We start from the raw sequence: 25,959 nt of genomic DNA, 5'->3' as shown, positions 1-25,959 counted from the left end.
GAGAATGGTTAACGCCCTGAAAGACAAAGAGCTTGCGACGGCGCTTGCTCTCATAGGGTGGAGTGGCTAGGACAAGACGGCGAAACAAGGAGACGCGGCTTGTGTTAAATTCGATGACCGGTTTTGCCTCCGGCAAGGGCACGGACGGACACTATAGCTGGACCTGGGAGCTGCGCGCCGTCAACGGCAAGGGGCTTGATCTACGGTTACGCGTGCCCGATTGGATCGAAGGTCTGGAAGCAGCATTGCGCGCGAAATTGGGCAAGGCACTGGACCGTGGAAACGTCTCTGTGGGGCTGCGCGTGACACAAGAAGACGGCGCCAGTGCTGCCACGCTCGACATTCCATTTCTGGATCAGGTGCTGAATGCGATGTCCGAAATCGAGACACGTGCAATGGACAAGGGGCTCTCGCTGGCCCCGGCCAACGCGGCGGATGTTCTGGCGCTGCGGGGCGTGTTCGACACAAGTTCTGATGAGACTCAGGATACAAGCGCATTATCCAAAGCCCTGCTGGCAGATTTCGAAATGGTTTTGGCTGCATTCAAAGACATGCGCAGCAACGAGGGAGCTGCGCTGGAAGTGGTTCTGAATGAACGCGTGGAACAGATCGAAGGGCTCGTGGGGCAAGCCGCACATGCCGCAGAGCAACGCAAACCCGAAATCCAAGAGCATTTTCGGTCGGCCCTAGTGCGGGTGATGGACAACGCGGACGGCATAGACGAGACGCGTGTGGCGCAGGAATTGGCGACGCTTGCTGTGAAGGCGGACGTGACCGAAGAAATTGACCGTCTGCGCGCGCATGTGAAAGCCGCGCGCGACCTGATTTCCGGAGGAAGCCCGGTTGGTCGTAAGCTCGATTTTCTGTCGCAGGAGTTTAACCGAGAGGCCAATACGCTCTGTTCCAAGGCGCAAAATGCGGCGCTGACATCGATCGGGTTGGAGTTGAAGACCGTGATCGATCAGATGCGCGAACAGGTGCAGAATGTGGAATAGGGGTTTGCAGGCCGTGTGCTTGGGTATTTTTGACAAGAAAGAAGCCGGAGGATGGCGATGACAGCGCGGCGTGGGCTTTTGATCATTTTGTCCTCGCCCTCAGGTGCGGGCAAATCGACCTTGTCAAGGCGGCTTCGGGACTGGGATGAGACGATTTCCTTTTCGGTGTCGGCCACGACACGGGCACCGCGCGACGGCGAAGTGGAGGGGCAGGATTATCATTTCCTCACCGAGACTCAATTCAAGACGGATGTGGCACAGGCAAATATGTTGGAACATGCGCATGTGTTCGGGCATTTTTACGGCTCTCCCAAAGCCCCGGTTGAGGCGGCGATAGAGGCCGGGCGGGATGTGCTCTTTGACATCGACTGGCAAGGGGCGCAGCAGATCCAGAACTCGGCTCTTGGTCCACATACACTCTCGATCTTTATTTTACCGCCTTCCATCAAAGAGTTGCACCGCCGTCTTGAAGCAAGGGGGCAGGACGCGCCGGACGTGATTGCAAGGCGGATGCAGAAAAGTTGGGACGAGATCAGCCATTGGGCGGAATATGATTACGTACTGGTCAACGATGATCTGGATGACACCGAGACACGTCTGCGCTCAATTGTCAGCGCGGCGCGTCTAAAACGCGTGCAGCAACCCGATCTCAACGCCCATGTAATGCGCCTGCAGGCCGAGTTTGAGGATCGCTCATGACGATTTACGCGCTTGACGATATGACGCCCGAGCTTGGGGCCGATGTTTGGGTGGCTCCGGATGCCAATGTGATCGGGAATGTCATTCTGGAAGAGGCCGTGTCGATTTGGTTCGGCTGTACGCTGCGCGGCGACAATGAACCCATTCGCGTGGGCAAAGGCAGTAATGTGCAGGAAAACGTGGTGATGCACACTGACCCGGGCTTTCCGCTGGTCATTGGTGCGGGATGTACGATTGGACACAAGGCGATGCTGCATGGCTGTCAGCTTGGGGAAAATACGCTCACCGGGATGGGCGCCACCGTGCTCAACGGCGCCAGGATCGGCAAGAACTGCCTGATCGGGGCAGGGGCGCTGGTCACGGAAGGCAAGGAAATTCCCGATGGCAGCCTTGTCATGGGCGCCCCGGGCAAGGTGGTGCGTCAGATAGACGAGGCAGGTATTGCCGACATGACCCGCGCCGCGCGGCATTATCAGGCCAATGCAAAACGGTTTCGCGCAGGTTTAAAGCCAGTTTGAGGGCGGTGCGAGATGACCGAAGGGCATATCGACACGCTCCTTGAGGCCATACCGCTTCCGTCTGTTCTGATCGGCCAGGATGAGCGCATTCAGGGGGTCAATGCGCGGGGCATTGAGCTTTTGGGGCAGGGGATCCGGGGGCGGCATTTTATCACCGCAATCCGCCAACCCACGGTTCTGGATGTCATTGAGGCCTGTCTTCGGGATCATAGGTCACAAAAGGCGCGCTACCTGTCCAGTGACGGCGCTCAGGACACGGCCTATCAGGTCAGTTGTTCTGCGGTAGAAACCAATGATGGCACCAGCGTGCTGATGTGCTTTGAGGACGTCACACCGATTGAGCAAATCGGCCAGATGCGCCGCGATTTTGTGGCCAATGTCAGCCATGAATTGCGCAGTCCTCTGACGGCTCTTTTGGGGTTCATCGAAACGCTGCAAGGGCCTGCGCGCGATGATCCGGCAGCAGCAGAACGGTTCTTAGGCACGATGCAGGAAGAGGCCAGCCGCATGGAGCGGTTGGTCAAAGACCTGTTGTCGCTCAGCCGGGTTGAGGCGCAAGAACGTGTGCGCCCCACGGATCCGGTTGATTTGGTGGCCATGTTACACACAGTGATACATGCCAATGCACCGCTCTTGCAGGACGCGGAGGTGATTTGTTCGCTCGATGCTGAGGTGGACAAGCTCATCGTCCCAGGCGACGCCGATCAGCTTCAACAGGTCTTCACCAACCTGATCGAAAACGCCGTCAAATATGGAGGGGATGGCAAAACTGTGCGGATTTCTGTCCGCACCGACGAAGAGGACCCATCCTTACGCGGACCGTCCGCGATCGTGGAGATCGCAGATCAGGGGGCGGGCATTGATGGCGTCCATATCCCGCGTCTGACCGAACGGTTTTATCGCATCGACAACCACCGCTCACGAGAGATGGGGGGCACCGGTCTTGGGCTGGCCATCGTCAAACATATCGTGAATCGCCACAGGGGGCGTTTGCGAATCCAGTCTGAGTCGGGACAAGGAAGCCAGTTCCAGGTTGTTTTGCCTCGGGACCTCCCTGCGGCAACAGCATAAAACTTCCTGTATTCAGATGCTTAAACAAAGCTTTGCAGTGTCATAAAACTGTTACGCAGATGTAACAAAAGCGTCTTGCGCTCTCTTTACATACGGGGAGGCAGGTCACCGGGCGGTGACCGCGAGATCTGATATCAGGAGCATCAAATGTCCTTTGTGAAACTGACGGCCTCTGGCCTGGCAATCGCGGCCGTGTCGGCAACAACCGCTGCCGCACGCGACAATGTTCAAGTCGCCGGGTCCTCCACCGTGCTGCCTTACGCCTCTATCGTGGCGGAAGCCTTTGGCGAAAACTTCGACTTTCCAACACCTGTCGTGGAATCAGGCGGCTCATCCGCTGGCTTGAAGCGGTTCTGTGACGGCGTTGGGGAAAACACGATCGATATCGCCAATGCCTCACGTCAAATCCGTGAGAACGAGATCAAGGTCTGCGCCGCAAATGGTGTGACGGACATTATCGAGGTGCGTGTGGGCTATGACGGCATTGTATTCGCAAGCCAGAAAACAGGGCCGGAGTTTAGCGCATTTGAAGCGTCAGATTGGTTCAACGCCCTGAGCCCGATGATCGTCAAAGATGGCGCACTGGTGGAAAACACCAACACCACATGGGCAGATGCCAACCCCGACTTGCCTGCCGTTGAGATCGCGGCTTTTATCCCGGGCACCAAGCACGGGACCCGCGAAGTGTTCGAGGAAAAAGTGCTGGTTGAGGGCTGCAAAGCCACGGGCGCTTATGACCTTTATCTCGCGGCAGCTGAGGGTGACGACGAAAAGGCCAAGAAGAAAGCCGCCAAGAGCGCTTGCTACGATGTGCGCACAGATGGCAAATCTGTCGACATCGATGGCGACTACACCGAAACACTGGCCCGCATCGACAGCAACAGCGACGGCATCGGTGTTTTTGGTCTGGCGTTTTACGAGAACAACACCGACAAGCTGAAAGTGGCCACCATGGGTGGGATTGCGCCCTCCACCGAGACCATTGCATCGGGTGAATACCCTGTGTCGCGCCCGCTCTTTTTCTACATCAAGAAGGCGCATATCGGTGTGATCCCGGGCCTGAAAGAGTTTGCCGAATTCTTCGTGGCTGATGAGATCGCAGGTCCAGACGGACCATTGGCAGAATATGGCCTCGTCTCGGACCCGGAATTGGGTGAGACGCAAACCATTGTGAGCGACGAACAGACACTGGGCCAAGGGTCATAAGGCCTATAGCCGGGATCGGCGGCGGGGCGACCCGCCGCCTTCGTTTTGCTCTTCGGGGCGTTGAACAACTTGGGACGGGAGACCCATGCCTGCACTCTGGCTTGTTGTGATTGCGCTGGCGCTGGCCGCGCTTGGGTTTTTCCTCGGTCGCTCAAGGGCATTGGCCACTGGCGGCGGCGATATCCGGGCGCTGCATTCGCGGCCGGGCTACTACGGGTGGAACGTGGCGCTCTCCTCACTCGTCCCGGCAATGGGCGTTCTTCTCATCTGGATGCTGGTGCAAAGCTTTGTGGTCAACTCGACCGTTGCCGCCGATTTCCCGGCGCAGGCAGTGCCGGAAGACCAGACCTTGTCGCTGGTCATGAGCGATGTGGGACGCGTGGCGGCAGGGCTCGACCTGGCTGTGCGGCGCGGCGTGATCAGCGAAACGGACGCGCAGAACCTTGAGATAAATGGTAGCAACATCCGCGATCTTCTGGCGCAAGTGGGCAAGCCGCTTGCCTCAGACGTCACCGAACCCGTCCTAACCGCGGCACAGGAGTATCGCGCGCTGGCCAGCACGGGCAATACGTTGCGCGGCGTTGCTGTGCTGGGCGTGGCCTTGCTTGGGTTTGGCTTTGCGTTTTTACGTACCAACAGCACATTTCGCGCCCGAAACGTGGTGGAAAGCGGCATCAGGACGCTGCTTGTCCTCGCGGCCTGCCTGGCCGTTCTGACCACGCTGGGTATTGTTCTGTCCCTTGTTTTCAATACGATTGAATTCTTCAAGATCTACCCCGCCTCAGAGTTTTTCCTGTCGCTGACATGGGCACCCAGTTTCGGTGGCGGATCCGAGCTTGGCATTGCGCCACTGCTATGGGGAACGTTCTATATCTCAATTATTGCGCTCGCCGTGGCGGTGCCCATCGGCCTTTTTGCAGCGATCTACCTATCGGAATACGCCACGCCAAAGGTCCGCGCGTTCGCCAAACCCCTGATCGAAGTTCTGGCGGGTATCCCAACCATTGTGTACGGCCTTTTCGCGCTTTTGACCGTTGGACCATTGCTCGTGTCTGTCTTTGGCGATGACGGCATTGGCATTATGCAGGCGGGCACGGCCGTCATGACGGCGGGGTTTGTGATGGGCATCATGCTTATTCCATTTGTCAGTTCTCTCAGCGATGACATCATCAACGCGGTGCCACAGGCGATGCGGGATGGCTCCTTTGGCCTAGGGGCGACAAAATCCGAGACCATCCGGCAAGTGATCCTGCCAGCTGCTTTGCCGGGTATCGTCGGTGCCATCCTTCTGGCGGCCTCCCGCGCGATTGGCGAGACCATGATCGTGGTGTTGGGGGCAGGGGCCGCTGCCCGACTTTCGATGAACCCGTTTGACGCTATGACCACAGTCACCGCCAAGATCGTCAGCCAGCTGACTGGTGATGCCGATTTCGCCAGCCCTGAGGCGCTTGTGGCCTTCGCGCTTGGCATGACGCTCTTTGTGATCACCCTGGGGCTTAACGTGTTGGCCCTCTACATCGTGCGCAAATACCGGGAGCAGTACGAATGACCGACGCGACATTCTCCGACGGCGGGGCCAAAGCACAAGGTGGGTCTCTGACAGCACAGGACGACCGCACACGCCGCCGCAACCGCGCCGAAGCTCGGTTCAAGGCCTATGGCATTGCGGCGATCTGTACGGGGCTGTTCTTTCTCGTCGTTCTGGTGACGTCTATCCTTTACAACGGCGCGGGTGCGTTTCAGCAAAGTTTTGTCAACGTGTCGGTCTATCTCGACCCCGCCAAGCTCGACAAGAACGGGGCGCGCGACATCGAAGATATCAAGAAGGTCTCGACCTTCGGCTATGCGCCACTGATCCAGAATGCGCTGCTGGAAGAGGTTGCAAAGAACGACATCAACACGCCTTTGGGAAAAGCCAAGGACATGAAAAACCTGCTTTCGGCTTCCGCGGCGGCTGAGGTGCGGGACTACGTGATCGCAAACCCGGACATGATCGGTGAAACCGTGGACTTCCGGCTTTTGGCCTCGTCCCGCGTGGACGGGTATCTCAAGGGCCGCGTCAGCCGCGAGAGTGTGGCCGATGACAAGAATATCTCGGTCGAACAGCTTGATATAACAGATCAATTCCGGGGTGCGGGCGTGATTTCAAAGTCTTTTAACATGGCCTTCATCACGGGCTCGGACGCCTCAGAAAGCCGCCCGGAATCTGCCGGCATTGGCGTCAGTATGCTTGGGTCGTTTTTCATGATGCTCGTGGTTCTTGTGCTCAGCCTGCCCATTGGCGTGGCGGCGTCCATCTATCTGGAAGAGTTCGCACCCAAGAACCGGTTCACCGACCTCATTGAAGTGAACATCTCTAACCTTGCTGCTGTGCCTTCAATTGTCTTCGGCATCCTAGGATTGGCCGTATTCATCCAGTTCATGCACCTGCCGCAATCGGCACCTTTGGTCGGGGGGCTTGTCCTCACGCTCATGACCTTGCCGACAATCATCATTTCCACACGTGCCTCGCTGAAATCCGTGCCGCCTTCCATTCGCGACGCGGCTCTGGGCGTGGGAGCCTCAAAGATGCAGTCGGTGTTTCATCACGTTCTGCCATTGGCCATGCCGGGTATCCTGACCGGGACAATCATTGGTCTCGCGCAGGCTTTGGGCGAAACCGCGCCACTGCTGCTCATAGGGATGGTGGGCTATATCGCGACCAACTATCCCGAGAGCGTGGCATCGGGTTTTGTCGATCCGAATTCGGCCATTCCGGCACAGATTTACCAATGGGCGACGCGCGCCGACCCGGCCTTTTATGAGCGTGCATGGGGCGGGATCATCGTTCTTCTCGCCTTCCTTTTGACCATGAACATCATTGCCATTCTGCTGCGCCGCAAGTTTGAGCGCCGCTGGTAAAAGCCGGGCGAAGGAGCTAGGCCAATGTATGACACGCCAATTCTGGAGAGACATGTGGATCAGAAAGAGATCAAATTCTCGGCCCGAGGGGTGCAGGTGTATTACGGCGACAACCACGCCATCAAGGATGTGGATGTCGAGCTTGAAGACAAGACCGTCACGGCCTTTATCGGCCCGTCCGGCTGTGGCAAATCCACCTTTCTGCGCTGTCTCAACCGTATGAATGACACGATTGATATCTGCCGGGTCGAGGGGGATATCCGCCTCGACGGCGAGGATATCTATGACAAGCGCGTCGATCCGGTGCAGCTGCGCGCCAAGGTCGGCATGGTGTTTCAAAAACCCAACCCGTTCCCGAAGTCGATTTATGATAACGTGGCGTACGGTCCGCGCATTCATGGGCTTGCCAGGAACAAGGCCGAGCTGGATGAGATTGTTGAGAAATCCCTGCGTCGAGCGGCGATTTGGGACGAGGTGAAAGATCGCCTTGATGCGCCTGGCACCGGCCTCTCGGGAGGTCAGCAACAAAGGCTCTGCATTGCGCGCGCCGTGGCGACAGAGCCTGAAGTTCTTTTGATGGATGAGCCATGCTCAGCCCTTGACCCGATTGCCACGGCACAGGTTGAGGAGTTGATCGACGAGCTGCGCGAGAACTATTCGGTGGTTATTGTCACCCATTCTATGCAGCAGGCCGCACGGGTGAGCCAGAAAACCGCATTCTTTCATCTGGGCAATCTGGTGGAGTTTGGCGAGACCAGCCATATTTTCACCAACCCCTCAGATGAGCGCACGGAAAGTTACATCACAGGCCGGATAGGCTAGGAGCAGCGATGCAGGACGAACATATTTCTTCCGCCTTTGACCGCGACCTTGAAACGGTCCAGGCGATGATCATGAAAATGGGCGGGATGGTCGAAGAGGCCATTTTGAATGCTGCCCTCTCGCTGGAAACCGGAGATGAAGAGCTGGCCGAACAGGTGCGTGCCGGGGACAAGGCGATTGACGCGCTCGAAGAGCAGATTGATCAGGCGACAGCGCGCATCATCGCGCTGCGTGCGCCGACAGCGATTGATTTGCGTGTCATCCTGACAGTGATGAAAATCGCCTCCAATCTGGAACGCATTGGCGACTACGCCAAGAACATGGCCAAGCGGACCACGGTACTGGCGCAAATGTCGCCGATCAATGGGGCCGCCGCTTCCCTGCGTCGTATGGCGCGGGAAACCGAACGCATGCTGCGCGACGCGCTCGATGCGTATATCCAGCGGGATGACAAGCTGGCGCTGGAAGTGATCCCCCGCGATCATGATGTGGATCAGATGTACAACGCGCTTTTCCGCGAATTCATCACCTTCATGATGGAAGATCCGCGCAATATCACACCTTGTATGCATCTCCACTTCATCGCCAAAAATATCGAGCGGATGGGCGATCACGTCACGAATATCGCCGAACAGGTGGTGTATCTTGTGACCGGAGCAGTTCCTGAAGAAGACCGTCCCAAAAGTGACAAAACTTCGGTTGATCCCGGCGTCGCGCCTCAGGTCGGATAACGCGGACGGAGAAGACGCAAAATGGCAACTCAGCAACCCAGTGTTCTCCTGGTCGAAGACGAACCAGCCCAGCGCGAGGTTTTGGCCTACAACCTTGAGGCCGATGGCTTTGCTGTGACCAGTGCCGGCAATGGCGAAGAGGCGTTAATGCTTGTGGAAGAGGCCGCTCCAGATGTGATCCTGCTTGACTGGATGCTGCCCAATGTCTCAGGCATCGAAGTGTGCCGCCGCCTCAAGACCCGTCCCGAGACGCGCAACGTGCCAATCATTATGATTTCCGCGCGCTCAGAGGAAGTGGATCGGGTGCGAGGACTCGAGACCGGCGCAGATGACTATGTGATAAAACCTTATTCGGTAATCGAATTGATGGCCCGGGTGCGCGCGCAATTGCGGCGCACGCGGCCTTCCACAGTGGGCCAGCGACTAGAATACCAAGATATCGTGCTCGATTCTGAGACCCACCGCGTCACGCGAGACGGCAAGGAGCTAAAGCTTGGTCCAACTGAGTTCCGGCTTTTGACAACCTTCATGGAAAAACCAGGCCGCGTCTGGAGCCGTGAGCAGCTTCTGGACAGGGTCTGGGGGCGCGACATCTATGTCGACACCCGCACCGTGGATGTCCATATCGGCCGCCTGCGCAAGACGCTTTGTGCGCACGGTCACAAAGATCCTCTGCGCACGGTCCGCGGTGCGGGGTATAGCTTGGGCTGAAGGCTGGTTTGCCGGGAAACCCATCTCTCCTTAGTTGGCAACATCGTCGACAAGTTTTGGATATGACGAACTCAGCCCAAAGTTTCAGAACCTTTCGATTTGATAGGGGGACAAGTCAATGTTTGGTTTTGACCCCGTAACTATGTCTGCAACAACTTTGCCGGTTTTGGGCGCCATCATCAAACCGTAATGGCTGTGACCGAAGGCCGTAATCAAGTTCGGAAACGCCTTGATTTCTCCGATACTCGGCAAACTGTCCGGAAAGCTGGGGCGTTGGCCCGACCAGGTTGTGTAAGTGTCGGCATTAAGCTCAGGAAGAAGGTGGGAGGCCAATTTCGCCAGGCTTTTGATCCGTTTCTTGTTTTCTGGCGCATCCAGACCAGAAAATTCGGCGGTCCCGGCAATGCGCAACCCCTCTAGCATGGAGGACGCCACGAATTTCTTATCCACGTCCATGACAGAATGATTCAGTGAAACGCCGGGCGATGTAAACGAAACATGATAGCCGCGTTCAGCTTGCAACGGGACTTTCAGACCCAAGGGCCGCAGCAATTCGGCCGACCACACCCCCATGGCCAAAACAAGCTTGTCTGTTCTGAAGTGGCCTTCGTTCGTGCTGTACTCCCAGGCTCCATCCTCAACCGGTTTGATCGCGCGTACGGTTGCTTGTTCAAAAACACCTCCCTGACGCAAAAATTTTTCGCACAGCACCTTTCCAATTTTGCCGGGGGATAATGCACGGGCCTGGTCCTTGATCACGATTGCGGCTTGGAAGTCTTTGGATAAATGTGGTTCCAGCACTCTTAATTCCGAGGGACCAATGCGCTCGACGTCGGCACCAGCCTCTTGCCGCAGCGTGTTGTCAAGATTGTCTACACGCGCGGCAGAACCATCACGAAAAGCATGGACGTAGAAACTGTCCTGGACGAGATGCTCGTGGCCGGTTCCTTGCAGGTGCTGACGGTAGAGTGTCACACAATCACGGTTCAAAAACTCCATGGCCGCGGAAGTTGAGACAACGCGGCTCTTTCTGCCTTGCGCCAAAAACCTAAGCGCCCAGCTCGCCAAGCGCGGCGCGTAGCTCGGTTTGATTGACACAGGTCCATCCGGATCGAACACCCAACCAGGGATTTGTTTCCAGACACCTGGCATGGACTGCGGGACAATGGACCACGGAGAAATGACGCCGGCATTTCCAAAAGACGTGGCTTGCCCTGGTTCATCACGGTCCACCAATCGAACTGTGATGTCTCGCTCGATGAGCGAAAGCGCCGTGCATATGCCAACTATCCCGGCTCCCAATACGGTTACGTCTGGCTGCATGGGTTTATACGGCTGCCGCCGAACCTTTGCGTTTGATCACCTGACTTATCAAAGCCGGTGACGCGATTATCAGCGCGACCAAGTCAGCCTGCAGAGACGGGGCAATGAAAATGAGACCCGCAATGGCCATGAGCCATCGATAGATCGCGCCCATCGGAGCAAGCCAGTAGCCCACGACCGAAGCTGACAGCGCAATGACCCCAAAGATGCAGCTAGTTGCGGTGTAGGTAAACTCCCATAGGTCAAACCCCGTAGACGACACAAATAAGAGCACAGGAGCATACACAAATGCCATGGGCGCAAGCACCTTACCCAATCCGAGCGTGAAGGCAGAAATGCCGGTGCGGAACGGGTTGGAATTGGCGATAGCCGCCGCGGCATAGGCCGAGGTGCAGACAGGCGGCGTGATTTCAGCAACCACACCGTAGTAGAGCACAAACATGTGGCTCGCGATTGGTGGTATGCCGAGTTGCGCAAGCGCGGGCTGTGCGACAGACACCAGCATGATGTAAAGCGCAGTCGTGGGCACACCTGCACCCATCAGAATACAAGCCAGAGCAATGAAAACCAGGCTGATGAAAAGCGTGAGATCTTCGACAGAGAAGATCTCGTAGGCGCCAATGGTAAAGAGCCAAGCCAGATCACTGCCCAGGTTAGAAGCCGCTTGAGTCACCATAAAGCCAATACGGAACCCGACACCGGTTGTGTTGATCACTCCGATAACAATGCCCACAGCCGCCGAGGCGGCGCCAACGGCAAGGGCATATTTTACGCCGGTCTCGAACGTGTCACCCATTTCCGGCAGGGAGATGCGCCGTTGTGGGTTCATTGTCGCAAGAGCAGCTCCGGCGATGAGTATTGCGGACATGGTGAAGTCAAAACCGCCGCCCATGTATTTCCATATGACAAAGGCGGTGAAGGCGGCCGCATAAACCAAAGTGAGCGGCTCTTTCAGCCGGCTCATGCCAGCGATCAGCGCCAGGGAGATTCCGCAGAAGGCGGACATATAAGGTGTGTAGCCCGAAAAAAGGACAACGAGCAGACCAACCAGAGGTACGATATTGGCCCAGCCATCGCGCCAGACTGCGCCAAGCTTTGGCAGGGCATCTTTGGCAAGACCTTTGAGCCCCAGTTTGCGTGCCATCAGGTGAACGACAGTAAAGACACCCACATAGTGCAGGAGCGCCGGGAAAATCGCAGCGATCACGATGGTGGTGTAAGGCAGCTCCAGAAACTCAGCCATGATGAAGGCAGCCGCACCCATAATGGGCGGCGTAATTTGTCCGCCTGCGGAGGCCGCGGCCTCAACCCCACCCGCGAAATGCCCCGGGTACCCCAGACGTTTCATATTGGGGATGGTCAGCGCGCCTGTCGACACCGTATTGGCCACGGAGCTGCCTGATATGGTGCCGAAAAAGGCAGAGGACACGACAGAAACTTTTGCAGGCCCGCCGGTGTAGCGCCCCGCAAGGATTGTAGCATTATCAATAAAAAGCTGACCCAGCCCGGTTCGCTGGGCGATGACCCCGAACAGCACGAAGTGGAACACAATTGTCGAAACAACCCAAAGCGTGACACCAAAGATGCCTTCCTGCGGGAAATACATCGAGCTGACGAAAGTATTAAATTTCACACCCGGGTGCTGAAGCAGGCCGGGAAAATAAGGACCAAGCAGCGCGTAGGAAATGAAAACGCAAATGATGAGTGGCAAAATCCAACCCAGCGTACGGCGTGCAATATCGAGCACAAGTACGATGAGGGCGCAGCCGAAGAGCATGTCATACCCATTCGGGTTGCCCATGCGGAATGTCATTTCCTCAATGCCGAGCCATTCTATGCCGCGCCAGGCAATTCCCAGATAAAGCGCCGACGCGATACCAAGGATCATGAGCAAGATATCAAGAAACGGCACCCCACCAAGACGCAAAGCGCCAGTGTTCAAATCAAAAGATGTCTTCGTTTTCGCCAGTGGGTAAAGCGAGTAGGTCAGTATGAACAGGCCACACAAGTGCCATCCCATATGCCAGTAGTCAGGTGGCAGGGCAAACCCTGCCGTGAGATAGTGATAAACAGCAAAGGTCAAAGCGACATAGCGAAGAAACTTGCCAAATCCCGGTGTGACCGAACGCGTCGCGGCGCCTTCGTCGTATTTCTTTTCGATCTCCGCCAACTCTTCTTCTGAAAGTTCGCGCACGTCTTCTGTCTGTGGACCACTCATCTCATGTCCCCCGGTTTGGATTTGATTTTCGAGATGGTGCCGGGCGGAGGCTCTGAGATACCCGCCGCCCGGCGTTCAAGGTCGGAAGAGGTCTGACCTTATTCCAGAAGCCCGGCTTCTTTGTAGAACTTCTCGGCGCCCGCATGCAGAGGCACACCCAGAGCCGCAATGCCGTCCAGAGCCGTATCAGGCGTGATTTGTTTGCCCTTGGCGTGACCGTTGTCGAGAAGTTTCCGCGTGTTGTCATTCCACAAAGCTGCGGTGATGCCGTAAACCAGTTCTTCGCTGAGATCCGAAGACACAACCAGCAAAGCAGAGACGGCCGGAGTTTTCACTTCGTAGTCCACACCTTCATAGACACCTGCCGGAATTTGCGACGGGATGTAAGCTGGGATGATCTCGTTGATCTTGGCCAGGTCCTCATCGCTGAAGCTATGGAGCTCCATGCCCTTGGTTGTCGACAGCTGTACCATGGCGGAGACCGGCCAGCCTGCGGCATAGAAGTAAGCGTCCAATTGCCCGTCCGCCAGACGTTCGGCAGATTGGCTATTGTTGAGTTCGGCTTCATCCATATTGTCGCGGGTCACGCCCCATTCAGCCAGCATCATTTCAACAGCAACCTGCGTTCCAGAACCGGCCTGCGCAATGCCCACACGCTTGCCTTCAAGGTCACTCAGATTGGAAATCGAAGACCCCTTTGGCATAACAAGATGCAGGTCTTCGGGGTAAAGGTTTGCCACAATGCGCAGTTTCTCATGTGGCTTGCCGTCGAACTTGCCTTCGCCAAGGAACATCGAGCGTGTTACATCTGCAGCGGCCAGCCCGGCTTCAAGCTCGCCATTTTGTACGGCAGTGTTGTTGAAAACGGACGCGGTCGTTGATTGCGCGATCGCAATCAGGCCCGGCACGCCACATTGGCCACCTTCGTCGCAAGGACGCGATCCGGGAGGTGACGAAATGCCATTGGCGATTGTGCCGCCAATCGGGAAGTACGTCCCTCCAGCACTGCCTGTGCCGATCCTAAAGAATGTAGGATCCTGCGCGGCGGCCAGCCCCGCAGTCATCATGGTGGCGACCGCCGCCCCGGTTAGTTTGGTGAAAAGTCCCATTGTCAAATCTCCCTTTTTTGAACGCCAGCCGAAGGAACAGCGACCAGGCGGTTATTATTGACTTTGGCATCATGGATTGAGTCCAAAGATAAAAGCAAATTTCTAATTTTATGGTTTTAATAAATTTAATTTATATAATGCAGACATGAATCTGCAGCAGCTCACCGTCTTTCGAGACGTCATGAAAACCGGTTCGGTCAGCGCCGCGGCGCGCAACTTGCACCGAACACAGCCTGCGATCAGTGCGTCGCTCAAGGCTCTCGAAGCAACCTTGGGTGTCACCCTGTTCCATCGCGAAGGGCGTCGATTGTCGCCGACGCCGGAAGCACATTACTTGTTGTCTGAAGCGGTCGAAATTCTCGACAGGCTGAATTTGGCGAGTTCAAACCTGTCTGAACTGCGCAATCGAACGAGAGGGTCGTTGAGGATCGCGGCCATGCCTGGAACTTCCGCTTACTTGATGCCTGAATTTGTAAGCGGCTTCGTTGCTGAAAAGGATGATGTTCAGGTTGCTTTGGCCACGCGAAGCTCGCCGCAGATTTTGAGCATGATCGCCGCACAGAGCTTTGATGTCGGGTTTTGCGACATGCAGGTGGATGAGGCGCGCCGGGATCTGGTCAACTCTGTGCATATCCGGAGCAACTGCGTTGTCGCATTCAGGCACGACCATAGATTGGCCGGCCATGAACGGGTGCGTGCCACAGACTTGAACGATGAGCCAATGGGAACATTACATGACGGCCATCGGGTCTACACCGACACTGAGAGAGCCTTTCGTCAGGTGGGGGCGCGGTTCAATGTACGTGTAGAAGCACAATTTTTCATGCCGCTATTCCACTTTATCGAGGCTGGCCAAATTTGCGCAGTGGTCGATGTGATGAGTGCTGAAAGCTACAGACGTCTACACGGAGACAGCGGCCAGATACGTTTTGCCAACTTTGAACCCGCCGTCCCCTTTGGCTACTCAATAGTGAGCCCAAAGCAACGACCACCGTCGCTTCTGGCGGGTGAATTCGCGAGCAAATGGGAGAGTTTTGTCCGTAGCATTGTCGACCACGTGTAATCTCGCAGCTTCAATTAATCTGAGACCGGTTTTGGCCCGGATCTGCCATTCCTCAAAACTAGCCGGTCCTAGCCCTGACCATCCGTCTCCGCCTCGTTCTTGCCATTCTGACCCGGGTAAACCAGTCCCGCCGAGATCACCAGTTTGGCGGCGTCTTCGATGGTCATGTCCAGTTCGATCACGTCTTCTTTGGGGAAGAAAAGCAAAAAACCTGAGGTTGGGTTTGGCGTGGTGGGGACAAAAACGCTGACCATCTGACCGCTGGTTTCGGCCTTGGCCAGGATCTCGCCCCGTGTATCGGTCGAGATAAAGCCAATGGCCCAGATCCCCTTGCGCGGATACTGGATGAGACAGGCCTTCTCAAAGCTGCGCTCGGATTGCTGAAAGACCGTTTCGGCGATCTGTTTCACGCCAGAATAGATCGAACGCACCACCGGCATGCGGTCCACCAGACCTTCCGCATAGCTGATGAGCGACTTGCCAATCAGCCCTTTGGCGATCCAGCCCACAAAAATGGTGAAGAGCAGAAAGACGATAACACCCACGCCGCGAATGTTAATCTTGACCCAACCTTCGTCATCAGGGCGCGTGTTGCCCAGGAACCAGCGATTGACCAGGTTTTCTGGCTGATAAGCCTCCGGCACGAAAGGAAGGACAAACCCATCCACCCAGCCGATCAGTGACCAAATCAGCCACACGGTCAGCCCCACCGGCGCAATCACAATGATGCCGGTTAGAAAACTCGCGCGCAGCCCACCAAAGCGACTATGCTTCTTGGGGTGCGGTGGTTCTTCGTCAAACGGGGTATTCATGTTGTCCCAGCCCAGTCACAGACCTGCGAAACCTAAGCGCTTTGATCTGTGCTCACAATGCAGATGTTAACGATTTAGTGGCTTGAGGCCTGATTTTTCAGGGAAATGGCAATTTTTCCGGCAAGCCTGGCGTTATTTTCGATCAACGCGATGTTGGCAGCCAGTGTGCGACCTAGGGTCAGCTCGTTCAGCCGAGCCAGCAGGTAGGGTGTGACGGCCTTGCCTTTTATGCCCCGTCTATCTGCTTCGGCAGTGGCTTCTGCGATGAGCGGTTCAAGCTCTGAGTGAGGGATTGAGGCCACCTTGGGAACCGGATTTGCAATCAACAGGCCGCCAGATACGCCAAGGACCGTCCGCATCACATGTGCTCTTGCGATCGCGTCAGGACTGTCCATGCGCAGCGGAGCCATTAAGTCAGTTGTGGCTGACCAAAAGGCGGGCAGGGCGTCTTGTCCATAGGCAATGACGGGAACACCGAGGGTTTCCAGAACTTCCAGCGTCTTGGGCAAGTCAAGGATGGCCTTGGCCCCGGCACAGACTACGGTGAGAGGTGTTTGCGCCAGCTCATGCAGATCGGCGGAAATGTCAAAGCTGTCTTCTGCGCCGCGATGAACACCCCCAATACCCCCCGTGGCAAAAACCTGAATACCGGCCAGATGTGCTGCGATCATCGTGGCGGCCACGGTGGTTGAGCCGTTGCCACCTCTCGCAAGGCAAACAGCCAAATCCGCACGGCTCAGCTTGACCACGTCATCGGCCCGCGCCAGCGCTTCCAACTCCTCTTCCGTTAAGCCGACATGCAACCCACCTTTGATCACCGCAATCGTCGCCGGGGTGGCCCCTTCTTCGCGCACGGCATCCTGCACCCGCCACACGGTTTCAAGGTTTTGCGGAAATGGCATTCCGTGGGTGATGATCGTGCTTTCCAAAGCCACAATAGGCGCGCCACGCGTGCGGGCATCGGCGACCTCGGGCGAAAAGATGAGGGGCAGTGCGGTCATGAGAAGGTGATGCCGGGGGAACGCGCTTATTGCAATGGTTTTGCTGGACCCGGGCGAGAAAGCTGCCACATTGGCGTAAGGAGGCCAAATGAGAAAATATTTCATTCCAATTGTCATAACTGGGTTGCTGACTGCCCAGCTTGCTTGGAGTTGCGATACCGCACTTGATTCCCTTCAGGCTGCCATTTCTTCTGACGCTCCTCTCAGCCTCCCGGACGCGACCTGTCAGCAAAGTGTCGACCTGTCCGGGGCGACGAAGGAGACATGTCATTGGACCTACCCCTATCGCACCCCTGAGGCTGAGGCGGCGTTTACGCAATGGTCTGACGCTTTGCTGGTTTGTTTCGGGGCCGAGCAGGCGCAATTGAGCGATCAACCGGTCAATCACCCCGACAGCTACACGCTCCACCGGTTTGACACGGGAACAGCACAGGTTTCACTTTCGCTGAAGGACAAAGCCGCGCTTGGACGAACGTTGGTGTTTCTGCAAATCTCCCCCAAGCCCTAGGCCGTCCATCATGAGGGGTTGCGCCGCTTTCAAACCCACTATATACGCGCGCCATTCAATCCGCAGGTATGGGCGGGCTGATGGGGGAGACATCCTCAGAAGTCCACCGGTTGAAGCATCCGCTTCTCATCCCATACCGAGGCGCAAACCGGAAAGGAAACGACCATGGCTCTTCCAGAGTTCTCCATGCGTCAGCTGCTTGAAGCTGGCGTTCACTTCGGCCACCAGACGCAGCGTTGGAACCCCCGTATGGGCGAGTTCATCTATGGCGCGCGCAATGGCATTCACATTATGGACCTCACGCAAACCGTGCCGATGCTTGATGCGGCTCTGAATGCGGTCCGTGAAACCGTTGCCAAAGGCGGCCGTATTCTCTTTGTGGGCACCAAACGGCAGGCCGCGGCACCGATTGCCGATGCAGCCGAAAAATGTGCGCAATACTACATGAACCATCGCTGGCTCGGTGGCACGTTGACCAACTGGCAAACGGTCAGTCAATCAATCAAACGCCTGAACGAGATCGACGAGATGATGGCGGCCGGCTCGGATGGTTTGACAAAGAAAGAGCGTCTGGGTCTGGAACGCGACCAAGGCAAACTGCAAGCCTCTTTGGGTGGTATCCGCGAAATGGGTGGCACACCGGATCTTCTCTTCGTCATCGACGTGAAGAAAGAAGCGCTCGCCGTGGCCGAAGCCAACAAACTGGGCATTCCGGTTGTGGCGATTGTGGACACCAACTGTTCCCCTGATGGCGTAGACTACCTCATCCCGGGCAATGACGATGCCGCACGTGCGATTGCTCTTTATTGCGATCTGGTCGCACGGGCCGCGCTTGATGGTATGTCGGCGCAGCTTGGTGCCGCTGGCGTCGACGTGGGTGCGATGGAAGAAGCGCCTGTCGAAGAGGTCGTTGCTGAAAAAGCATCAGCAGAAGCCCCGGCTGAGGACGCCAAAGCCGAAGAGGCCCCTGCCGAGGAGAGCAAAGAGGCCCCCGCCGAAGGCTAAGCCTTCCCTAAATCGATATATGGGGCAGGGGAGAACCTGCCTCTGAAACTTTGAGAGATGTGAGGAGAGCCAAAATGGCGATCACTGCTGCAATGGTAAAAGAACTGCGCGATTCCACAGGCGCAGGCATGATGGACGCGAAAAAAGCGCTGACAGAAAATGACGGCGACATGGAAGCCGCCGTAGACTGGCTGCGCACCAAAGGTTTGGCAAAGGCGGCCAAGAAATCAGGGCGTACGGCTGCTGAAGGTCTAGTTGCCGTCAAAGTTGATGGTGGCCGGGGTGTTGCGGTTGAAGTTAACTCCGAAACAGACTTCGTCGCCAAGAATGCAGAATTCCAGGACATGGTCGCCGGTGTTGCGGCAACAGCGATGGGCGTGGCGGACACAGACGCCCTGGCCGCTGCTGATATGGGCGGAAAATCTGTGGCCGATACGATCACGGCCAAGGTTGCGACAATTGGGGAAAACATGTCCCTGCGCCGTATGGCATCTGTAGAAGGGGGCGTCGTGGTCAGCTATGTGCACAACGCAGCCGCCGACGGCATGGGCAAAATCGGTGTTCTGGTCGCAATGACCGGGGGCGATGAGACGTTTGGCAAGCAGGTTGCGATGCATATTGCAGCCACAAACCCGGCGGCTCTGAACGAAGAGCAACTGGATCAGGCGATTGTCGACAAGGAACGTCAGGTTCAGATCGACATCGCGCGCGAGTCCGGCAAGCCTGAAGAGGTTATCGAGAAGATGATCATCGGTCGTATGAAGAAATTCATGGCCGAGGTCACGCTTGTGAACCAGGCCTTCGTGATCAACCCTGATCTGACCGTCGGCGCCGCCGCCAAAGAAGCGGGTGCTGAGATCACCGGTTTCGTCCGCATGGAAGTGGGCGAAGGCATTGAGAAAAAAGAAGAAAACTTTGCCGAGGAAGTCGCCAAGGCGGCTCAGGGCTAAAAGTTTTCCAACCGGCGCCGAGGGGCCAGCCCCTCGGGCTCCCCGGGATATTTTCAGCAAGAAGAGAGGACCTGTCTTTTCTTTTTGCCATAAATTTCACGGGGACGTCGAAACCATAAGGTTCGACGTTGGGGGTAGAGCCCCCATTTTCATGTCAGGCGAGGGGGATGAAACATGCAAAAAACAGTTGTGAATAGCTGGAACGAGTGGGACCCACTCAAACACGTCATTGTCGGACGCGCGGATGATTGTCACATCCCGCCGGAGGAACCGGCGCTAGACGCCAAGGTGCCCGAGGACAGCGATATGCGCGGGCAGTGGGGCAGGCGGCCGCAGGAGACGATTGACCGGGCCAATGAGCTTTTGGACAACTTCGCAGCGCAACTGGAAGCGCGCGGCGTGCGGGTGGACCGTCCGACACCGATTGACCACAGCCTGCCTGCAACCACACCGGATTTTCATACCGAGAGCCAGTTTGGCTGCATGCCGCCGCGCGATGTGTTGCTCACCGTGGGCAGTGAGATCCTTGAGGCAACGATGTCGTATCGCTGCCGCTGGTTTGAATATCTCAACTACCGCCCGCTGATGCAGCAGTATTTCAATGAGGACCCGAATTTCCGCCATGAATGCGCACCCAAACCGCGCCTGACAGATGCGGATTATCATCCCGACTACCTCAGCGAGAAAATCGGCGTTGAAAAGCGCCTGAAATGGACGGCAGAGAAATTCTTTGTCACCACCGAGGAAGAGCCGCTCTTTGACGCCGCCGATGTGTTGCGCTTTGGGCGTGACTTGGTGGTTCAGCATGGGTTCACCACGAACCTCAAAGGCATCGAATGGATCCGGCGGCATTTTCCGGACCACCGCGTGCATGCGGTAAATTTCCCCGGGGATCCATACCCGATCCATATCGACGCGACTTTCACGCCCCTGCGCCCTGGGCTTATCCTCAACAATCCGCAACGTCGCTTGCCCGAGGATCAGCGTGGTATGTTCGAGAAAAACGGCTGGGAGATCGTAGACGCCGCGCAGCCGGCGCATAACGCGCCTCCACCTCTTTGCTACTCCTCAACCTGGCTCAGCATGAATGTGCTGGTGCTCGATCCCAAAACGGTCTGTGTCGAGAAATCCGAGGTCTATCAGGCCGAACAGATGGACAAGCTTGGCATGGAGGTGGTCGAAGTCGAGTTGCGCGATGCCTATGCCTTTGGCGGCGGTTTGCATTGCTGTACCGCAGATGTGTATCGCGAAGGCACCTGTGAGGACTATTTCCCCAGCCTGAGCTGACGTGAAAACGGTGCTGCCCGCAGGAAAGGACAGCACCGTAACACACACGCGGTCCGCCGACATGGGGAAGGGCGGCGGTACTGGATTAAAATGACCGACAGCTCGAAAAATAGAACTGCCGGCCAAAGTCCGGAAGAACCGGCAGATTGGGGTGCCCTGTAATTGCAGGGGGTTCCAACCTGATTGTTCCAAGGCTCAAAGCCACCACTCACGGAACCTCTCTATAATGCTACGTTACGCCGCATCATGGAAGTAGGGGATTCCTTACCCTACGTCAAAAGTAGGTTAACTGAGTGATATCAGGTGTCTAAAACGAACATTTGATTCTGAAACGCTGCCTTCAGAACCGCTTGAGCCGTGGTTTCAACGCTCAGTGATTCACGCGCAAGGCGTAAATGCTTTTCAACCGTAGCTGGCGTGAGCTCCATCAGAATCGCAATATCCTGAATCGTTTTGCCATCGCCGACCCAGCCCAGAACCTCTTTTTGTCGCTTTGTCAGCGTACGGCCCGGTGCCGTGTAGGGCAGGGTGAGGATACGCAGATGCACCAGATTGTTGAGCAGGATGATATCTTCGCCATGCTCATCCCAGACTGCATCGGCATCTTCCTGTGTCAGATCGGCGCGCACCGTGAGTGCCATAGCGCCCTTGGTCCGCGGCGAGACCGATTTGAAACTGATCGAGTATCCTGCAGTTACGTTCATAGAGCGGTTAAACGCGATGACTTTTCTTTCTTCTGCCGTGAGCGTCTGTGTGGTCAGCATGTCAGCCAAGACCGACCACGAACACGCACCTTCATTGTCCAAAGCCCAACGCACCATGGGGCCGTGGAAATAGTGACCGTCCTTGATAAAGGTTTCCAGGTAGTCTGTTTCATGATTGCTCAGCAGAACAAAGTCTTCAGGGTCGCCAAGCGACGTCGCGGTACGATAGCGTGTATAACCATAAATTAACCGATCGAACCCGTATTCCGCCATGCGCGAAGTATGCATATCCCACAGCTCTTCGATGCTAGGAGCGTTCAGTAAGGCATTGAGTTCGCGAGTTAAAATCATTTTTTTGCTTTGAGGTGCTGCGCCATGGCTTCGAGGGCCAGGACGTATCCATGCGCACCAAACCCACAGATCACGCCAAGCGCCACTTTGGCAATGTAGGATGTGTGACGAAATTCTTCACGCGCATGGATGTTCGACAGATGCAACTCGATGGTTGGAATTTCGACGCTCGATACCGCATCCATCAGAGCGACCGAGGTATGCGTATACGCACCGGCATTCAGAATGATGCCGTCCTGAGTACCGCGCGCTGCATGAATCAAGTCGACCATCGCACCTTCGACGTTGTTCTGCTCAAACGTGACCAACACGCCAAGCGTCTTGGCGGTGTCGTGACACATGGCTTCAATATCAGCCAACGTCGTGCTGCCGTAAATCTCAGGCTGCCGCGTGCCAAGCAGGTTGAGGTTCGGACCATTGAGGACCAGAATGGAAGTCATTAAAGCCGCGTCCTTTTTCACGAGGTTTAAACTGTGATGCAGAGGATTGTCGAGTGATAGACCTGTCTGAGGTGGATTATGCGATGAGATGTGTGGCAGGGCGTTATGGGCAATCCACAGGGCGCAGATCAAGATTGCACCTTAAACATTTGGTATTAAAGCATTAGGTGGTTTCATTGGTATAGCATTATATTAACATAATACTGATTATGCGTATTTCTTGTGTACCCGCAAAGTTAAAGTGTCCCACATCTGCAAAGTAGAAGTGTCACACTCTGCCCCAATGAGAACAGGCAGAGAGTGTGGGCATGGGATGGGTTTTGATGAGCGAGCGCGAGCTGAACCGGGTTGAGGTGTTGAGCCAGGTAAACCAAGGCCGGATGACAGCCACTAACGCGGGCAACGTTCTGGGATTGAGCCGCAGACAGGTTCACAGGCTTCTGAAGACGTTCCAGTCCGGCGGTCCCGCCGCGATCCGGCACAAGGCCCGTGGTCGTGTTTCGAACAACCGGATCGATCCGGCGGTTCGGGAGTTCGCGGTGACACTGGTCCGGGAGAACTACATTGACTTCGGCCCGACGTTCGCGGCTGAGAAGCTCGACGAGGAACACGGGCTGAAGGTGTCGCGCGAGACGCTGCGCAAGTGGATGCAGGACGCTGGGATCTGGCTGTCTCGGAAGCAACGCCGCACGTTCCACCAGCCACGCTTGCGCCGGGAATGCTATGGTGAGCTGATCCAGATCGACGGCTCGGACCATCACTGGTTCGAGGGCCGCGGGCCAGCCTGCACCCTGCTCGTCTTCATCGATGACGCCACCAGCACCTTGATGCATCTGGAGTTCGTGACGTCCGAGAGCACCTTCAGCTACTTCGGCGCGCTTGAGGCTTATCTGCATGAACATGGACGCCCGGTGGCGTTCTATTCGGACAAACACACCGTGTTCCGCGTCCCGAACCAGGCCGCCAAATCCGGCCACGGGATGACCCAGTTTGGCCGTGCTCTGAACGAGTTGAACATCGAGATCCTCTGCGCGAACAGCTCGCAGGCCAAGGGCCGCGTCGAACGCGCGAACCGGACGCTGCAGGACCGCCTGGTGAAGGAACTGCGCCTCGCGGGCATCTCGGACATGGCAGCGGCCAATGCGTTCCTTCCGGCCTTCATGGAGCGCTACAACGCGAAGTTCGCCAAGGCCCCACGCCGTCCTGACAACCTGCACCGGCCCCTCAATACCGAACCTGACCGGCTTGCCGATGTGCTCTGCTGGCGCGACGAACGCTATGTCGGCAACCAACTGGCCTTCTCCTACGACCGGCAGCGGATCATCCTAGCAGAGAACGAGATCACACGCGGCCTGCCCGGCAAATATGTCGACAGCTACGAGTTCCCGGACGGACGACTGGAGTTCCGCTGGAAGGGCGTCTCGCTCCCCTACTCCGTCTTCGACAAAGACCAGCGCGTCACGCACGCGGCCATAACTGAGAACAAGCACCTGAGCGCGGTCCTTGAGCACATCAAGGCCGAGCAGGACAAGGCCCCGCCAAAGAAACGCCGCGTGGGCAAACAGCGTTCGATATACAAGCCAACCGGACGTCGAAACGACGGCTGGAATTCACTCGCTGCCCGGCGTGCCAAGGAGGCCCGCAAAGCCAGCCAGGGCTGCGATATCTGAGGTCTCCGCCCTGTCAGGCTTTGCTCCCCTCAGCGCCCAAGTGGGACATTTCTACTTTGCGGACCAAGTGACATTTCTACTTGGTTGCAACACTGTGGGCCGTTGTGACGCGCAAATCAAAGGATTTCCAACTCATCCGCTTTCAAACGTCACCACCCCATCACACACGGTCGCTATGGCCTGCGCGTCTGTGATGTTCTCTGGCGCCAGCTTTGTCAGGTCGTGGCTCATCACCGCGACATCCGCCATCATGCCAGCCTTGAGCTTGCCTTTGCGCTCTTCGTTGAATTCCACCCAGGCATTGTCGCGCGTGTAGCTGGCCAGCGTGTCGGTGAGGCTTTGTGTCTCGTCGCGCCATCCCTCGCCCAGGTCGAGCGGCGCAATGGCGGCTTTGATATTGGGCATGACGTCAATCGGGATGACCGGCCAGTCGGTTGAGAACACAATCCGCGCGCCGGTTTCGCGCACGGTCTGCACAGGATACGCGCCAGCGATCTGATGCGGATGCAGGTACTGACCCACGGCGGATGGTGGAAAGATGTGACCGCGCGGCGCATGTCCGGGCTGAATGGATGCCACGACACCCATCTCAGCAAATCTAGGGAGATCATCGGGATGGACGATTTCCAGATGTTCCACCCTGTGGCGGCTGTCGCGTTCGCCATTCGCCTCGCGCGCCGCCTGATAGGCATCCAATGTGCGGCGCACACCGGCATCGCCAATGGCATGAACGGCGATCTGAAAGCCAAGCCTGTCGGCCTCGACACAACAGGCAACGAAATGCTCTTGTGTAAACACCTCATCTCCCATGTTGTCCCCTGCCCCCATCTCACCGGGATAAGGTTGCAGCATCAGCGCCGTGCCGCTCTCAATCACGCCGTCAATGAACATTTTCACATGACTGCACCGCACCATGTCGCTTTGAAACCGCGCGCGCATGGCCGGAGCCTCCGCTCCCAGACGCTCCAGAGGATCGGTGCCTTTCATGTGAAATGGCACGTGGCAGCGAATGGGCAGACGTCCTTCGCGCTCCAGCTCATTGAGAAGCTCGCATTGATAGGTATTGCCATCCATCAGATGCAGTGTGGTGATGCCTTGCGCCGCGCAATGCTCCAGTCCACGGGCAATCACATCGCGGTCCATTTTGCGCTGGTCCGGCGTAGCCGGTGGCCTGGGATCCTTGCCTGTTGTCAGGCCCAGCATTTCACGTCCGCCGTGGCGTGTGAGCGCCAGAACCGGGCTGTAGGCACCGGGTTCAAGCAACTCGCCAGAGGCCAGCCCATCGTCGCCCATGACAATCTCGGACCCCGCATCCACCTCGCCGCCTTGCAAAAGTCCAGCAGCCTCAAGCGCCGCCGTATTGGCCCAGATCGTATGGTGATCAGGAGCGAACATGGCCAACGGACGGTCTGAGAGGATCTGATCGAGATCCTGCCGGGTCAGGGTATGACCCGTGCCGAGGATGTTATAATCGGCCATTACGCAAAACACCATTTCACCCGCAGGCGTGGCATCCGCATAGGGCAGAATGCGCGCCTTCATTTCTTCAAGGCCAGTGGCACCATAAAGGCTCAGACAATCCAGTTCGACCGAGCCGCCAAAGAGATGCACGTGGCTGTCGATGAAGCCCGGAATCACCGTGCCCCCCTTGGCATCAATCACCTTTGTCTCGGCCCCTGCCCGCGCCAGCATCGGCCCAGCCTGCCCTACCTCGGTGATCAACCCATCCTTAATCGCCAAGGCCTCCGCCTCTGGATGGGCATCATCAAACGTCATCAGACGACCATTGTGGATAATGATATCAGGCTCCATCGCACGCTCCTCCCAAAACGCGCGCGGCCCCGCGTCACAGAGGGGCCGCATC

24 protein-coding genes are annotated in these 25,959 nt (G+C 56.8%); 16 read left to right on the top strand and 8 right to left on the bottom strand.

Annotated elements, in window-relative coordinates:
* Nucleotides 1–101: 101 nt before the first annotated feature.
* The 10 genes from RZS32_RS16160 (at nt 102) to phoB (ending at nt 9,654) form a co-directional block, all read left to right on the top strand.
* A complete protein-coding gene (locus RZS32_RS16160) occupies nt 102–995 on the top strand; it encodes a YicC/YloC family endoribonuclease (protein WP_339106710.1) in 894 nt (297 codons plus the stop codon).
* Nucleotides 996–1,052: 57 nt separating this feature from the next.
* The gene (gene gmk, locus RZS32_RS16155; protein WP_317054589.1) at nt 1,053–1,694 is read left to right on the top strand and encodes a guanylate kinase; all 642 of its coding nucleotides are present in this window, start codon (nt 1,053–1,055) and stop codon (nt 1,692–1,694) included.
* Entirely contained in the window at nt 1,691–2,212 is a 522-nt protein-coding gene (locus tag RZS32_RS16150) for a gamma carbonic anhydrase family protein (RefSeq protein WP_317054588.1), read from the top strand. Before gmk ends, RZS32_RS16150 begins: the two co-directional genes overlap by 4 nt.
* Before the next feature lie 12 nt (nt 2,213–2,224).
* Nucleotides 2,225–3,283 (top strand): ATP-binding protein, encoded by a 1,059-nt coding sequence (locus RZS32_RS16145; RefSeq protein ID WP_317054587.1) that lies wholly within the window; start codon nt 2,225–2,227, stop codon nt 3,281–3,283.
* Between the two features lie 147 nt (nt 3,284–3,430).
* Nucleotides 3,431–4,489: a substrate-binding domain-containing protein gene (locus tag RZS32_RS16140; RefSeq protein ID WP_317054586.1), complete on the top strand. Its 1,059-nt coding sequence runs from the start codon at nt 3,431–3,433 to the stop codon at nt 4,487–4,489.
* Between the two features lie 85 nt (nt 4,490–4,574).
* Complete coding sequence (gene pstC, locus RZS32_RS16135) at nt 4,575–6,038, top strand: phosphate ABC transporter permease subunit PstC (RefSeq protein ID WP_317054585.1); 1,464 nt, start codon at nt 4,575–4,577, stop codon at nt 6,036–6,038.
* Nucleotides 6,035–7,390, top strand: a complete 1,356-nt coding sequence (gene pstA / locus RZS32_RS16130; RefSeq protein WP_317054584.1) for a phosphate ABC transporter permease PstA — start codon at nt 6,035–6,037, stop codon at nt 7,388–7,390. Before pstC ends, pstA begins: the two co-directional genes overlap by 4 nt.
* Before the next feature lie 24 nt (nt 7,391–7,414).
* Nucleotides 7,415–8,212: a phosphate ABC transporter ATP-binding protein PstB gene (pstB, locus tag RZS32_RS16125; RefSeq protein WP_317054583.1), complete on the top strand. Its 798-nt coding sequence runs from the start codon at nt 7,415–7,417 to the stop codon at nt 8,210–8,212.
* A gap of 8 nt (nt 8,213–8,220) precedes the next feature.
* Entirely contained in the window at nt 8,221–8,943 is a 723-nt protein-coding gene (gene phoU / locus RZS32_RS16120; protein WP_317054582.1) for a phosphate signaling complex protein PhoU, read from the top strand.
* Between the two features lie 21 nt (nt 8,944–8,964).
* The gene (gene phoB / locus RZS32_RS16115; RefSeq protein ID WP_317054581.1) at nt 8,965–9,654 is read left to right on the top strand and encodes a phosphate regulon transcriptional regulator PhoB; all 690 of its coding nucleotides are present in this window, start codon (nt 8,965–8,967) and stop codon (nt 9,652–9,654) included.
* A gap of 84 nt (nt 9,655–9,738) precedes the next feature.
* Here phoB and RZS32_RS16110 read toward each other — a convergent pair whose 3' ends face one another.
* The 3 genes from RZS32_RS16110 to RZS32_RS16100 all read right to left on the bottom strand — a co-directional run bounded on the left by RZS32_RS16110 (nt 9,739) and on the right by RZS32_RS16100 (nt 14,304).
* Nucleotides 9,739–10,977: an NAD(P)/FAD-dependent oxidoreductase gene (locus RZS32_RS16110; RefSeq protein WP_317054580.1), complete on the bottom strand. Its 1,239-nt coding sequence runs from the start codon at nt 10,975–10,977 to the stop codon at nt 9,739–9,741.
* Nucleotides 10,978–10,981: 4 nt separating this feature from the next.
* Nucleotides 10,982–13,195, bottom strand: a complete 2,214-nt coding sequence (locus RZS32_RS16105; protein WP_317054579.1) for a TRAP transporter permease — start codon at nt 13,193–13,195, stop codon at nt 10,982–10,984.
* A gap of 98 nt (nt 13,196–13,293) precedes the next feature.
* Complete coding sequence (locus RZS32_RS16100; protein WP_317054578.1) at nt 13,294–14,304, bottom strand: TAXI family TRAP transporter solute-binding subunit; 1,011 nt, start codon at nt 14,302–14,304, stop codon at nt 13,294–13,296.
* Between the two features lie 145 nt (nt 14,305–14,449).
* Between RZS32_RS16100 and RZS32_RS16095 the strand changes: the two genes are divergently transcribed.
* Nucleotides 14,450–15,367 (top strand): LysR family transcriptional regulator, encoded by a 918-nt coding sequence (locus RZS32_RS16095; protein ID WP_317054577.1) that lies wholly within the window; start codon nt 14,450–14,452, stop codon nt 15,365–15,367.
* 68 nt (nt 15,368–15,435) lie between these two features.
* On the opposite strand, the gene RZS32_RS16090 is transcribed toward RZS32_RS16095, so the two are convergent.
* On the bottom strand, nt 15,436–16,179 hold the full coding sequence (locus RZS32_RS16090) for a DUF502 domain-containing protein (RefSeq protein WP_317054576.1): 744 nt from the start codon (nt 16,177–16,179) through the stop codon (nt 15,436–15,438).
* A gap of 74 nt (nt 16,180–16,253) precedes the next feature.
* On the bottom strand, nt 16,254–17,180 hold the full coding sequence (locus RZS32_RS16085; RefSeq protein ID WP_317054575.1) for a pseudouridine-5'-phosphate glycosidase: 927 nt from the start codon (nt 17,178–17,180) through the stop codon (nt 16,254–16,256).
* An 88-nt stretch (nt 17,181–17,268) separates the two neighbouring features.
* On the opposite strand from RZS32_RS16085, the gene RZS32_RS16080 reads away from it, so the two are divergent.
* The 4 genes from RZS32_RS16080 to RZS32_RS16065 all read left to right on the top strand — a co-directional run bounded on the left by RZS32_RS16080 (nt 17,269) and on the right by RZS32_RS16065 (nt 20,930).
* Nucleotides 17,269–17,688, top strand: a complete 420-nt coding sequence (locus tag RZS32_RS16080; protein WP_317054574.1) for a hypothetical protein — start codon at nt 17,269–17,271, stop codon at nt 17,686–17,688.
* Nucleotides 17,689–17,853: 165 nt separating this feature from the next.
* Nucleotides 17,854–18,693 carry a 30S ribosomal protein S2 gene (gene rpsB, locus RZS32_RS16075; RefSeq protein ID WP_317054573.1) on the top strand — a complete coding sequence of 280 codons (840 nt, stop codon included), beginning with the start codon at nt 17,854–17,856 and terminating at the stop codon, nt 18,691–18,693.
* A 74-nt stretch (nt 18,694–18,767) separates the two neighbouring features.
* The gene (gene tsf / locus RZS32_RS16070; RefSeq protein WP_317054572.1) at nt 18,768–19,643 is read left to right on the top strand and encodes a translation elongation factor Ts; all 876 of its coding nucleotides are present in this window, start codon (nt 18,768–18,770) and stop codon (nt 19,641–19,643) included.
* A 174-nt stretch (nt 19,644–19,817) separates the two neighbouring features.
* Nucleotides 19,818–20,930 carry a serine/threonine protein kinase gene (locus RZS32_RS16065; RefSeq protein WP_317054571.1) on the top strand — a complete coding sequence of 371 codons (1,113 nt, stop codon included), beginning with the start codon at nt 19,818–19,820 and terminating at the stop codon, nt 20,928–20,930.
* A gap of 299 nt (nt 20,931–21,229) precedes the next feature.
* Here the strand turns inward: RZS32_RS16065 and RZS32_RS16060 are convergent, their stop codons facing one another.
* Complete coding sequence (locus RZS32_RS16060) at nt 21,230–21,985, bottom strand: helix-turn-helix transcriptional regulator (protein ID WP_317054570.1); 756 nt, start codon at nt 21,983–21,985, stop codon at nt 21,230–21,232.
* Complete coding sequence (gene aroQ, locus RZS32_RS16055; protein WP_317054569.1) at nt 21,982–22,425, bottom strand: type II 3-dehydroquinate dehydratase; 444 nt, start codon at nt 22,423–22,425, stop codon at nt 21,982–21,984. The genes RZS32_RS16060 and aroQ overlap by 4 nt, the downstream gene beginning before the upstream one ends.
* Before the next feature lie 308 nt (nt 22,426–22,733).
* On the opposite strand from aroQ, the gene RZS32_RS16050 reads away from it, so the two are divergent.
* Nucleotides 22,734–24,095, top strand: a complete 1,362-nt coding sequence (locus RZS32_RS16050) for an ISNCY family transposase (protein ID WP_317054568.1) — start codon at nt 22,734–22,736, stop codon at nt 24,093–24,095.
* Nucleotides 24,096–24,227: 132 nt separating this feature from the next.
* On the opposite strand, the gene RZS32_RS16045 is transcribed toward RZS32_RS16050, so the two are convergent.
* Nucleotides 24,228–25,907, bottom strand: coding sequence for an amidohydrolase (locus tag RZS32_RS16045; RefSeq protein ID WP_317054567.1), 1,680 nt, complete (start codon nt 25,905–25,907; stop codon nt 24,228–24,230).
* Nucleotides 25,908–25,959: the final 52 nt, after the last annotated feature.

Origin of the sequence: Roseovarius sp. W115 (assembly GCF_032842945.2) — a bacterium.
GTDB classification, from domain to species: Bacteria; Pseudomonadota; Alphaproteobacteria; order Rhodobacterales; family Rhodobacteraceae; genus Roseovarius; species Roseovarius rhodophyticola.
This window is presented reverse-complemented; position numbering and strand designations above follow the sequence as displayed.